Below are 12,763 nucleotides of genomic sequence, written 5' to 3'. Positions count from 1 at the left end.
CTTGCGTTTTCTGGGGGCTTTGCTGCGTGCCATTTTCATGAATCCCTGCGGAAATTAACATACCGCAGAGTATAAAACGGTATGCCGATCATGAATACCATCGGAACCGCGAAGCGGTGACGCTCGCCCTGTAAGGGCGCTAATGTTCATTATGGGGCGCTTACAAATGTGACGCTTACCTTTAAAATTATTCTCATTTATCTGGAATAATAAAACGGCTAACCGACTGTAATTTCTCGATGGTCTCTTCCAGCTCCCTGTCAGGCAACGATTGGTCAATAATCCCCGCACCAGCCTGTAACGCCACTCCACGACCATGCTTATAAAGCGAGCGGAGCACCAGCGCCGCATCCTTTTCACCCTGGCTATTGACCATGAACACGCTGCCGCTATAGGCACCGCGTGAGACCGGCTCCAGCCGCTGAATCGCTTCTATCGCCGGGCGCTTAGGTATCCCCGAAGCAGTTACTGCGGGAAACAGTGCGCCAAAGGCATCCCAGGCATCGAACTCTTTGCGAAGTTGTCCTTTTATCCGAGAGGCCAGATGCTGCACACTGCCGCGCAGTGAGACATGCATAAAATCACTGACGTGGGTTGAATGGTTCTCACATAGGGGGATCAGTTCTTCAATGGCGAGCTTGACGGACACCGCATGCTCAGCAATTTCTTTCGTATCGTTACTGAGAACTTCGCGCAATCGCCGATTTTCGGCCTCGTCAGCGGTAAGTGCTCGCGTGCCGGCCAGTGGTTGAGTGCTGACCGCGCCAGAATCGGAGACTTCAACCACCGTCTCAGGGCTAAACCCAATGAAGTGATCGTTGTTCAATCGGGCAACAAACGAACGTGCCGGGGTATTGAAACGGCGGCCAACGTGATAGCTAGCTAATAAATCGACTTGAGCGGCAAGGGTTATTCGACGAGAAAGAATAATTTTCTGATATTCACCGCGCTGAATTTCTTCCACTGCCAGGGCAACGCGCTGGCAATAGTCGCGCGCATCCTGTTCGCGAATCTGTTTGGCGATTGAAGCTTGCCATTGAGCATCAGGTTCTGGAAACACTGCAACACGATCCGCCGCTTGAACACGCTTCACCAGTTGCGATAAATCTTGATCAGAAGACGCGATCAGTTGTGCTTCCCCCGGCTTTAATTTGATTTGCACATGCGGGATAAAGAGGGCCAGCAGGGGGGGTGCCTTAGGTAAGTGTTTTGGCTGCACATCGTGTATCAGGTGTGAGAACTCGAAATGGCTCACACCATAAGCCTGCCAGTCGCTAAAGGGAATCGCATCCAGCGCCTGTTGCAGATTTGTCTGCCAGCTGCCACCTTGCCAGCTCTTTTCCACGGCGTTGGGCAGGGTAAGTTCAGCACGATCAACATACAGTGAGATTTTTACCTGACTGCCTATTCCAATATCCCAGCATTCGTCGCGCTCATAGGCAATGTGACAATCAGATTCGTTCTTCAGCAAGTGATAAATGACATCGAGCGGGTCAGCCTGCAGGATGAGGGTATGGCTGGACTCACTGCTGTCCAGGGCAAGCATGGCAATATCCGCCAGCTGACGCTTATCGATCTTGCCAACGGCGGTTAATGGCCAACGCTTAACAGGTAATAACTGGTCAGGCAGTTTATTATTGCTGACACCTTGTTGCTGCAGGTAGCCACGTAAATCAGCCAGTGTCAGGTGGGTATCACCCGGTAAACAGGCACAGATACGTTCACCCAGGCGTGCATCCTCAACACCAATTACGACGCAACTTGCCACATCAGGGTGATTAGTGATAAACGACTCAATCTCTGCGCAACCCACCTTTTCACCGGCACGATTAATTTGCTCTTTGAGCCGACCTTCCACGACGAAGTTGCCCGCATCGGTCAGGCGCACCAGGTCACCAGAACGGTAAAAATGATCCGGCGTGAACGCCTGCAGGTTTTGCGCTTCAGCGCGATAATAGCCGCCGATAGTATAGGGGCCGCGGGTAAGAAGTTCACCGGAGACTTCGATTCCTACGGGAAGTCCATCCTGATTCACCACTCTTATTTGGTCCGCATCCGAAATCGGACGACCCTGAGTGTGTAAAATCACGCCATCGCTATCATCAAGCCGTGTGCAACAAATTAGTCCCTCAGCCATACCGAAAACTTGCTGGAGCTGACAGTCAAAGGTGGGTTTGACTTTTGCTGCCAGTTGACTATCCAGCCGTGCTCCCCCTACCTGAATAAATTGCAAACTGGAGAGGTCGCTTTCATCCCATGCCCGACACTCCAGCCACAGGGTGACAAGCGGTGGTACCAGTGCAGTGAAAGTGACTTTCTCCCGCTCAATAAGAGGGAACACTTCATCACAGCCTGAGGTTTGCGCCAGCACCACTTTGCCGCCTGAGAATAGCGTGCCCAGCACTCCCGGGCAGGAGAGGGTGAAGTTGTGTGCCACAGCCAATGTCGCCAGATACACACTTTGGCTGGAAAGCTGGCAGATCTCCGCCATGCGACGTGCGTTGTAAAAGTAATCGGCGTGCGTGCGTGGTATCAATTTGGGCGTACCGGTGCTGCCACCAGAAAGGAGGAGGAGGGCAATATCTTCTGCATGCGGTGCAGGAAAAGGCTGGGGCTCGGACTGAAACGCTGTCATCACTGAGTCTGCATCGTCATGGATATTCACCTGCCAGCGTTGCATACCGGGATGTTTAACTGCCATATCCGATGCCAATGTTTGATAGTCATGCCCAAGATAGTGATGAGGATAAAACCAGGCTTTGGGTTCTGCCAGTTGACTCAAGGCATCAATGTCTGCCGCTTTCTGGCCAGGCATGGCAAGAATCGGGCGTGCGCCGAGATGGAACAGAGCGAACAGTGTTGCCACGAGGCCAATACAGTTTGGCAACTGCAGCAACACATTATCTTGTGAGCGAATCCCACGCGCGGCTAATCCCGCAGCAAGTCTGTCGGCCAGATTATCCAGCCCTGCGTAACTCAGATGCTGCTTTCCTGCCACCAGTGCGATGCTGGTGGGTTGCCGAATTGCCCACTGGCGTAACTGTTCGCCCAGTGGTTGATCGACCCAATAGTCATTTTGTCGATAGTGTTCACGCTCACTGTCACTCCAGGCGCTGTAACGCTGACGTTCGTTCATCATCTTTCTCCTTACCGAAAAAGGATTGCCGACTACTGGCCGGCAATTACATCAAAAGTCCCAGCTAAATTTGGCAATCACCTGACGGCCTGCACCCCAGAAACAGCCTGTGTCGGTGGAATAGCAACCCGCGACAACTTTGCGGTCCAGCAGGTTTTGTGCTGTCAGTTGCACTTTGCCAGCGCGTAAAGAAGGATCGAGTTTGCCGAGCTCATAACGAATTGAAGCATCCATCAGGCCATAACCCCCGGTGTTAAACTGATTGTCCATGGTCCCTCCTTTGGTGCCGCCGCTGAAACGCCCCCCCACAGCGATGCCTAAACCCTCAACCTCTGTGCCTGCTGGCGCCTGCCAGTCCAGCCATAGCGCACCAAATGTCCGTGGTACGCGCAGTGGGGTTTTGCCTTCGCGGCCTTGAGTGTCCTGGGTGTACTTCACCTGCTGCAGTGTGTAGCTACCGATCACACTGAACTGTTCGGTTAAGGCGCCCCGTGCCTCCAGCTCCAGCCCGCGTGCACGAATTTTTCCGCCCTGGGTCTGGAAAGCGGAATTCGCCGGATCAGTGCTCAGGCTCCTGTCCTGTGTCAGGTTGTACACAGCGGCAGAAATAAGGGTCGTGGTGCCCGGTGGCTGATACTTCACGCCAAACTCATAGAGTTCGCCGCGACTGGGTTTAAAGGGTTGTTGATCGCGAGAAAGACCGGCAACCGGCTGGAAAGATTGCGCCCAGGTGAAATAAGGCGAGATGCCATTGTTAAACAGATAATTCAGGCCAACACGTCCCGTGGTGGCCTGATCGTGTTGCTCGTAATTCTGACCGTAGAGAAAATCTTTATTGATGATTTTGCTCCAGTCGTGGCGGATACCCACCGTGGTACGCCACTGCTGCCAGGCAATCTGGTCCTGCAGATAGACGCCCGTTTGCGTGGATGAAACGCGGCTATCCTGCCACAGCGCGGTTGGGCCAAATTCGGCGACACCATAGTCAGGATGATAAATATCAAGAGATGACACGCTGCCACTACCGTAGTAAGTATGGCCGCGCATATGGTCAACGCCCACACCCGTCAGTAACTCATGACTCAATGCACCGGTATCGAAAAAACCGTGGATCTGATTATCAAAATTGAGTGTGTTGTAATGCTCGTCAGAGACTGCGGTGTTGCGGCTAATGGTGCGCATATCGTTGTTCAGACCTGACATGATCACTGCATCATAATTGGACGTTTCGCCGAAATAGCGGCCTTTTAAGACCGTGGACCAGTCTTCGCTGAAATTATGGGTGTAGCTGTAGCCCACGGTTGATTGTTTACGACTAAAGGTGTTGTGGTTTGGCTCACCCGGGTAAGCATCCCGCGGCAGTTTGCCATTTGGGTTGGTGAACACCGTGCCATAGGCAGGCAAAGAAGTGATCACCCCCAAATCCGGGTCGTACTGAAAGCGTGAGTAAAGCGTAAGACTGTTGTTGTCATCAGGATTAAAGGTGATGGAGGGGGCCAGCGCATAGCCTTTGAGTTTCGAGCCCTGCTGCATGCCGTCGGCGAGATGGCCGGTGGCGACGAAGCGATAGAGTACGCTTCCGCTGTCATTCACTGCTCCACCAAAGTCCAGGCCGACCCGTCCGTAATTCTGCGTACCACCTTCAACTTCTACATGACGAATCGTTTCACGCGTCGGCAATTTGCTGGTGAGAGCAATGACACCGCCGGGATTTGATAACCCATACAGCACGGACGCGGGTCCGCGTAAGACATCGATCTGTTCCAGAAGGAAAGGGTCGACCTGCTGCACTCCATAGAGCAGGCCATTGGTATTGCGTAAACCATCCTGAAACACATCGGAATAGCCAGTGTCGCTGTAATTAAACCCGCGAATAGTGAACTGATCAAATGCGGTTACGCCGCCCCATTGCTCGGCCGCCACGCCTGGCGTGTAGCGCAGTGCTTCGTTCAGGCTGCGTGAGTTTTGGTCATTCATCTGCTGACGGGTGATCACTGACACTGATTGCGGTGTTTCCACCAGCGGTGTCGTGGTTTTAGTTGCGCTGCTGCTTTCCTTTGCCGAAAGCCTGCTTCCGTGTGACACCTCATCCTGTGCTATCACTGTTATGGTCGAATTATTTTGCTGCGCCCAGGCACTTTGCAGCGCGAGGGTGAATAATGAAAGTGAAAGGCCCGTTACTGCGCGTTGTGTGATTTTTTTTCCTGCCAAATACGAAGCGGTGCGTTCCATAACAATCCTCTGCCTGAAAATAATAAAAGGTTTTCTTAATGCCTATTGTGAGAATGATTATCAATAGCACTAGTGGTGATGTAATGATATAACATATGACATGGTCATTAATGAAGCGGAAATTTAATGATTTCGTTAAGGGAGAGGCGGGGATATGAACCAGAGTTTAACCAGAAGAACACTGATAAAAACAATGGGTATTGGCGCGGGTATCGCGCTCAGCAATGGTTTTTTACCGCTGGCATGGGCAGATGAACCCAAGCCGCGGAGAGGTGGAATACTGCGTGCCGCGTTCGCAGGTTCCAGCAGTGATTCAACCGACGTGTTACGAGCCACCAACAGTAATATCGACTATGTACGCGCACGATTAGTGTGGGATTCATTAGCGGAAGTAGACAATCAACGCATCGTATGGCGCCTGATGGAATCTGCAGATCCTAATCACGATGCGACACGCTGGACCGTAAAACTTCGGCAGGGCGTCACATTCAGTGATGGTCGTCAACTCACAAGCAAAGATGTGATGTTCAGCCTGCGTACCTGGATGAGCCAGCCGGGTAGCCAAAGTGGCTGGCTGAAGCCGCTCGATCTGACGGCATCACGTCTTGAGGATGATCGCACACTGACATTGCAGTTGCACAAACCGGTGGGTTCATTTGATTTATTATTGGCGCAGTCAATCTTTATTTTTCCAGAAAATACGCAGGACTTTACTGCGGCAGTGGGGAGTGGACCTTACATACTCAAATCCTGGTCACAGGATAAAAGTGTGTTGCAGGCGCGTTCAGACTATTGGGATGCGGCAAACGGTGGTCCGTGGCTGGATGAGATTCAACTCTACAGCGTCGGTGACACCACTGCACGTCTCAACGGTTTGAAAACGGGGCAGTTTGATTATGTGGGGGGGATGGCGCTACTCACCGCGCGATCAGAGCAAGCTAATCCGGCAGTGAAACTGTGGCACTCTCCGAAATCGGAGATGAGCAATCTGGCATTTAGTATGAATCTCAGTAAGGCGCCCTTTAATCACGCCGCGGTTGTCGAAGCGCTGAAATATGCGATTGACCGGGAAACGATGGTACGCGCAGTGACCATGGGATTAGGCGAAGTCGCAAATGATGCCCTGGGCGCGGGGCAACCGTGGTTTAATGGGGAATTGCCGACCCGCCATTACGATCCTGAACGTGCCCGTGCGCTGTTCCAGAAGGCAGGCATAGCCTCTGTTGCCGCAAAGATACGCACCAGCGACTACGAATACGGTACGGCCGAAAGCGCTACATTACTGCTACGCCAGGTAAAAGGGACGGGATTTGATCTGCAACTGGACCGCGTTCCCGCTGCCGATTACTACAGCGATTTTAATCTGCTGCTGAATACACCATTACAAACCAATCTTTATCGCCCGATGCCGCTGCCCGTTGCGTTGCCATTCTATTATGGCCATGCGGCTCCCTGGTCATTCACCGGCCCGGCTACGCCGCAACTTGACGATCTGATGAATGCGATGCAGGCAGCACGCGGTGATGCGTTGCGCCAGCGTGTTGCTGATGTCCAGCACTACCTGTGGCAGCATGGCGGTGACGCGATCTTTGCGCGAATTCCGTCTATTGCCGCTTCTGCACCAGGTGTGTTTGGCGTCAAAGCGGCTGGCTTCTTTGACTATCCGCTGCTGCGTGATGCCTGGCTGCGTTCAGCATGAAGTGTCAGGTTTTAATTAAGCGCCTGCTATGGCGTGCATCGCAGGCGGTTTTCACCTTGTGGCTTCTTTCGGTGATGATCTTTTGTGCCATGTCGCTGGTTAAAGGTGATGCTGCCAGCCAGCGTCTGGCGGGGACGGGGAGTCGCGAGCAGGTGACGGCGTTACGCGCGCAACTGGGTCTTGATCAGCCTTTAGCTGCACGCTATCTGCAGTGGGCCAAGGGTGTCATGCACGGTGACTGGGGGACCAGCTACTTAAACGGGCGATCCGTAAGTACGCTCATTCGCGAGCGTGGGGGGAGCTCACTGGCATTAGGGGCCAGCGCCAGCGTGTTGCTGGTGGTGATCTCCCTGGGCTTAGGCATCTATTGTGGGCTTCATTCAGGCAGTGTCATCGACAGAGGCATCAGTCTTCTTTCCCTGGGATTCGCGGCGTTACCGGAATTTGTGACGGGCACACTGTTGGTAATGGTGTTTTCGTTAACGCTTCACTGGTTGCCTGCGCTTTCGCTTCTCTCCCCGGGCCAGTCGTTGTGGTCACAGTGGTCACTGTTTATTTTGCCAATAATGACACTGCTCAGTGTCGCGTTAGCGCAGAACATCAAACTGGTCCGCCTTGGTGTTATGCGTGCTTCTCAGTCTCCAGCCTGTGAATGCGCCCGGATGAATGGAATAGCGGAATACCGCGTGGTATTGCACTGGATCCTGCCCGAAGCATTAGGCCACTGTTTACCGGTCCTGGCACGTTACATCACTTATCTGTTTGCTGGCGCACTGGTTGCAGAAACACTGTTTGGCTGGCCAGGCCTGGCAGCGGCACTTCTTAATGCCACGCTATCGCGCGATACGCCGGTGGTGATGGGCATCTCGATGGTGATGTGTACACTGACGGTGCTACTGAATCTCCTCGCGGATAGTTTGACCGGGCTGCTTAACCCCGCTGCTTTCCGGGGAGGGCGCGATGCGTAAACGGCCATATGCAGGATTCGTCTTCTTCAGCCTGATGGCATTCATCGGTCTTATCGGCCCCTGGCTGGCACCTTATGCGATCGATGAGATACGTGATATGCCCTTTGCTTCGCCAAATTCAGCGGCGTGGATGGGGACAGATTATCTCGGCGCAGACGTCTTCAGCCGCCTGCTCAGCGGTGGTCAACAACTCTTATTGCTGGCCTGCCTGAGCGTATTACTGGCCTGGCTGATTGGCGGACTGATGGGGATGCTTGCGGCGTTGAAAGGACGCTGGATTGAACGGATGTTGTTGTTGCTGGCTGACATCCTGCTCAGTATTCCGGGGCTGCTGTTACTGACACTGGTGGTCACCGTTAGCGGGCGCGGTTATACGGCCGCAGTGGTTGCGGCGATATTGGTGATGGTGCCCGATATTTTCCGTCTGGTTCGTGCCGCGACGTTGCAACAATTACAGCAAGATTACGTCGACATGGCGCGCTGTCGGGGGGAGTCACTGGCAGCGATTCTCTTTCGGGAGATCATGCCTAACCTGTTACCCCTGCTCAGTGCAGATGTTGGCCTTCGCCTGCTGGCAGCCATTTTCATTTTGGCCACCGCCAGTTTCCTTGGGCTGGCGGCGCAACAACCCCTGGCTGACTGGGGGCTGATGATCATGGAGAACCGTCAGGGGTTATCGTTTCAACCCTGGGCAACCCTCGCGCCGATCTTTGCTATCCTGCTGCTGCTTATTCCTCTGAACCTGAGTCTGGATGGATTGTTTGTTTATGCGCGCAGAAGATATGCGCCTCCGGTGGCTTCGTTTTCGCACGCACAAAGCATTGCCGATAGTAGGCTAAATATTCAACAGCTTAGCGTGGAACTTCCTGAACAGACGTTGATCAATACCGTTTCGCTGCAGATAAAAAGGGGGGAAATTGCGGCGCTGGTTGGTACTTCAGGCAGTGGTAAAAGTACTTTGCTGCGTGCGGCACTGGGGCACTTTCCTGACGCCACAACTGCCATTCGCGGTGAGGTATGGCTCGCGGGGCAGTCGCTCTTTTCAATCAATGCCCGAGCATTGAGAAAGCTGCGTGCCCGGCACGTTGGCTTTGTACCGCAAGATCCCCGTCTGAGCATGGTACCTTCGCAAACGCTGGGCACGTATTTACGATGGATGGCCGCGCGTCGCGGACTCACAGATGCTCAACGCGATCAGCAGGTGACGTCTCATTTCCGTCAACTGGGGCTGCCCGATGATGCGGCTTTTTTGCGGCGTTATCCACATCAAATCTCTGGCGGACAACTGCAACGCGTGATGGCAGTGGCTGCTATGCTTGGCTATCCTGGCTTGCTACTGATGGATGAGCCGACCAGCGCGCTGGATGGATTGAGTACCCAGGCGGTGATGCACTGGATCGCCTCCACTGCGCGCGCGCATCAGATGAGCGTGCTGTTTGTAGCACACGATTTACCACAGGCGAGTCAGATAGCCGACCGGATTCTGGTGATGTCAGAGGGGGAAGTGGTTGAACAACAATCCACTCAGGCATTTTTGCGCACACCTGGTACCCAGGCCGGTCAGCGCCTGCTCAATGCCTGGTTGCCTTGCCCCATCCCTGAGCAGGAAGCCTCCTCTGCTCAGGTCGTCCTGAGTGCTGAGGCCGTAGGGGCTGCTTATGGCGGACGCACTGCACTGACCTCAGTACAGTTTTCTCTGAGACGTGGTGAGACACTGACCATTGCGGGCCGATCCGGCGGCGGTAAAACCACTCTTATGCGCATTCTGGCAGGTTTACAACCCGATGCCACCGGCACCTTAAGTCTGCATAACATGCCGCTGCCTCTCAACATTCATCAACGCAGCCCGTCGCAAAAATGGCAGCTGCAATATGTCGCACAGAATCCCGCCAGCTCCCTGAATGCTTTCTATAGCGTGCGTGCGCTGCTGCGCCGCCCTCTGCGTCTCAGCGATCCTACATTAAGTGCTGAACAGTGTGAACAGAGGGTCATCAGCGTGATGGCGCAGGTCGGGCTTGAGGCCCATTTGCTTACTCGAAAACCGTCGCAACTCTCCGGCGGTCAGCAGCAGCGTGTGGCACTTGCAAGAGCATTAATTACCCGCCCTGACGTGTTGTTGTGTGATGAAGTGACCAGCGCCGTAGATGGGCCGACGCGTATGGGGCTGGCCCTGCTGTTGCAAAAGTTGCAACAGCAGCAGGGTATCGCTCTGTTAATGGTCACTCATGATTTGACCCTTCCAGTACAGTTGGGTGGTTTACTCATGGTGGTCGAGCACGGGCGGGTTGTCGAACAGGGGCGCGTTTCCGAATTGCTTGCACGGCCCACGCATTCCGTGACATCCCGGCTCATTTCAGCAGTGCAACTCACAGAGGAGACAACGCGTTGACTTCCCCCTGGATACGAACATTAAGCGGATACATTAAGCCTGAGTTGCAACTGTTTTGTCTGCCGCATGCGGGCGGCAACGCTGGTCTCTATCGCGGCTGGCGTGAACATCTTCCGCCGGAAATTGAATTGAATGTGATCTGCTATCCCGGTCGTCTGGAGCGTTGGCAGCATCCCATCCCCGCGACAATGCCGGAGCTGGTGGGGGAAGTCTCGCGGGCTATTGCTCCGCATCTTGGCGAGAACTGGGCTATTTTCGGCCACAGTATGGGAGCCGTTGTCGCGCATGAAACGGTTCTGGCATTGAAATGCGATGATTTACCTCCACCGCAACTGTTGGCGGTGTCCGCCCGTGAGGCGCCGCAGTTTCATCAGCCCGGCCTTTTACATCAACAGGATGATGAAGCACTGTGCCGTGAGTTACTGCGCCTGGACGGCACCGATCCCGTGTTGTTGACCCTACCCGAGATGCGCGAACTCATTCTGCCCACGATGCGGGCGGATTATGCGTTGCTTGAGCAGTGGCAACTGAGTTCTAGACAACTGCTGTCATGTCCCATCGCCGCCTTCATGGGCAGCGAAGATCCGGAACTTGATCAGCAGCAGGCGGAAGAATGGGCAAGCTGGACAACAGCCAGTTTCACCCTGGACTGTTTTTGCGGTGGACATTTTTACTTCAGGGAACACCTACAGCCACTTCTTTCACGATTACTGGCACGCTTAAGTGAGGTTCAGACACTGTCCTGAGTCTGTTCCGGCTGTGGTTGTACCGGACGAATCAACCACAGTGCCGCCAGACCAGCGAGGGCGCTTGCAACGGCGGCAACGCGGAATGAGAGGTTTAATCCATCTACCCATGCCCGCAAGGCCCGTTGCTGCAATTCGGGCACGGCATTCAGCACATCAAACTGCGCGCTGCTGATGGCCTGAAGGGCTGAGGCAGGCTGACTGATACCAGTGGCGCTTAACAGGGAGAACGGCAAAGCTTGCTGGATCACATGGTTGAGTAACAGTCCAAACAACGCGATACCCACGGCAGTACCGAGCGGGAAGAACGTATTTGCAGTGCCCGATGCAGCGCCAGCCTGATGTGCAGGAACAACACTAACAGCGAGATCCATCAGATGCGGCATGGTTAATCCAGCACCGATACCCAGCATCAACAGCAGCGGAAGGATCACCAGCCAGTCGCTGTGGATTTGCACATGGCTACTGAGGGTCAGACCGAGAGCCACAATGAACATGCCAATTGCCAGCACTATGCGGACTGGAATCAGTCTTGAAAGCGGACCACTTAATCCGGCGGCGACCACCATCGCCAGTGACTGACTCAAAAGAATCAAACCGGTGTGCCACGCCGAATAGTGCAACAGGCCGCTCAGCCAAAGCGTAATAAACGGCAGCAAGCCAAAACTGAAAATGCGGCCTGCAAAGCTGAGCAGGATTGCCGCCAGGAACATAGGGATGCGAAACAAACGTAAATGCAGCAGGGCGCGATCGCCCCGCTGAGCCTCAATCCATAAAAACAATAAAGCCGAAGCGATCCCGATGAGCAGTGCGAGGCGGACAAAGGGAGTGGCATCAGATGAAAAGTTGAGTACGGCGTAGTTGAGGCTAAACAGGCTGAGAGTGACGAAAACCGCGCCAGCAACATCGACAGGATAACGCGGTGCGGGTACGGGTTTTTCATCAACATGGCGCAGGGTGAGAAAAATGATCAGTAATCCGGCGGGGATGTTGATGGCAAACAGCCATGGCCAACTGGCCCATTGGATGAGTATGCCGCCAATCAGGGGGCCAGTTGCTGCTGACACGGCTCCCCCTGCGGCAAATAATCCCACCGCGCTGGTGCGAATCTTGGGTGATTCACCCTCACAGGCACTGGCAATCAGTGCCAGCGCAGTCCCCAATACCATGGCACCGCCAGCGCCCTGGAGTATACGGGCAACGATCAACGCATTGATGGTAGGTGCCAGTGCGCAGCCCAGTGAAGCCAAAACAAATAATCCATTACCACACAAAAATATCGGGCGCCGACCCAGCCGGTCGGAGATGGCGCCAGCCAGCAATAACAAGGCAGCAAAGCTCAGGGTATATCCATTAATTACCCACTGTAACTGTGCGAGATTAGTAAGGAAACCTTCACCTATTTTTGGTAGCGCAATATTCACGACTGTGATGTCCATCGTCATGATAGCAGCACTCAATGCGGCCACCAGTGTGGTCCATCTACGATTTTTTGCCTGTTCTTCATTCATTAACATGCCGTTATTCCTTGTTTTCATCCCGTCATTTACAAATTGTATTAAAAAACAATCATGATAATGATTATCATTTATA

At 53.8% G+C, this 12,763-nt stretch carries 6 protein-coding genes and 2 pseudogenes; 4 read left to right on the top strand and 4 right to left on the bottom strand.

Annotated elements, in window-relative coordinates; genetic code table 11:
• Positions 1–193 precede the first annotated feature (193 nt).
• The 3 genes and pseudogenes from ACSZPU_RS04700 to ACSZPU_RS04690 form a co-directional block, all read right to left on the bottom strand.
• Positions 194–1,456 (bottom strand): annotated as a pseudogene (locus ACSZPU_RS04700) (salicylate synthase); the annotation flags it as partial.
• A gap of 87 nt (positions 1,457–1,543) precedes the next feature.
• Positions 1,544–3,052 (bottom strand): annotated as a pseudogene (locus ACSZPU_RS04695) ((2,3-dihydroxybenzoyl)adenylate synthase); the annotation flags it as partial.
• Positions 3,053–3,187: 135 nt separating this feature from the next.
• Complete coding sequence (locus ACSZPU_RS04690) at positions 3,188–5,221, bottom strand: TonB-dependent siderophore receptor (protein ID WP_498995989.1); 2,034 nt, start codon at positions 5,219–5,221, stop codon at positions 3,188–3,190.
• Positions 5,222–5,522: 301 nt separating this feature from the next.
• Here ACSZPU_RS04690 and ACSZPU_RS04685 point away from each other — a divergent pair, with 301 nt between their 5' ends.
• From ACSZPU_RS04685 to ACSZPU_RS04670, 4 genes are read left to right on the top strand one after another with little or no spacing between them, the layout of a single operon-like run.
• Positions 5,523–7,067 carry an ABC transporter substrate-binding protein gene (locus ACSZPU_RS04685; RefSeq protein WP_498995986.1) on the top strand — a complete coding sequence of 515 codons (1,545 nt, stop codon included), beginning with the start codon at positions 5,523–5,525 and terminating at the stop codon, positions 7,065–7,067.
• Entirely contained in the window at positions 7,064–8,035 is a 972-nt protein-coding gene (locus ACSZPU_RS04680) for an ABC transporter permease (protein ID WP_498995983.1), read from the top strand. The genes ACSZPU_RS04685 and ACSZPU_RS04680 overlap by 4 nt, the downstream gene beginning before the upstream one ends.
• Positions 8,028–10,424, top strand: a complete 2,397-nt coding sequence (locus ACSZPU_RS04675) for an ABC transporter ATP-binding protein/permease (RefSeq protein ID WP_498995981.1) — start codon at positions 8,028–8,030, stop codon at positions 10,422–10,424. The genes ACSZPU_RS04680 and ACSZPU_RS04675 overlap by 8 nt, the downstream gene beginning before the upstream one ends.
• The gene (locus ACSZPU_RS04670) at positions 10,421–11,170 is read left to right on the top strand and encodes a thioesterase II family protein (protein ID WP_498995978.1); all 750 of its coding nucleotides are present in this window, start codon (positions 10,421–10,423) and stop codon (positions 11,168–11,170) included. Before ACSZPU_RS04675 ends, ACSZPU_RS04670 begins: the two co-directional genes overlap by 4 nt.
• Here the strand turns inward: ACSZPU_RS04670 and ACSZPU_RS04665 are convergent.
• Positions 11,155–12,687 carry an MFS transporter gene (locus tag ACSZPU_RS04665; protein WP_498995975.1) on the bottom strand — a complete coding sequence of 511 codons (1,533 nt, stop codon included), beginning with the start codon at positions 12,685–12,687 and terminating at the stop codon, positions 11,155–11,157. The genes ACSZPU_RS04670 and ACSZPU_RS04665 overlap by 16 nt on opposite strands.
• Positions 12,688–12,763: the final 76 nt, after the last annotated feature.

Source organism: Phytobacter sp. V69, assembly GCF_965644215.1.
In the GTDB taxonomy this organism is placed as follows: Bacteria; Pseudomonadota; Gammaproteobacteria; order Enterobacterales; family Enterobacteriaceae; genus Phytobacter.
Note: the sequence above shows the minus strand (reverse complement) of the source record. Positions and strands in the feature narration are given on the sequence as shown.

What these genes read in the sequence shown, in the direction of transcription:
- ACSZPU_RS04685 (WP_498995986.1), top strand. Translation starts at nt 5,523, where the DNA reads ATGAACCAGAGTTTAACCAGAAGAACACTGATAAAAACAATGGGTATT.
- ACSZPU_RS04680 (WP_498995983.1), top strand. Translation starts at nt 7,064, where the DNA reads ATGAAGTGTCAGGTTTTAATTAAGCGCCTGCTATGGCGTGCATCGCAG.
- ACSZPU_RS04675 (WP_498995981.1), top strand. Translation starts at nt 8,028, where the DNA reads ATGCGTAAACGGCCATATGCAGGATTCGTCTTCTTCAGCCTGATGGCA.
- ACSZPU_RS04665 (WP_498995975.1), bottom strand. Translation starts at nt 12,687, where the DNA reads ATGTTAATGAATGAAGAACAGGCAAAAAATCGTAGATGGACCACACTG.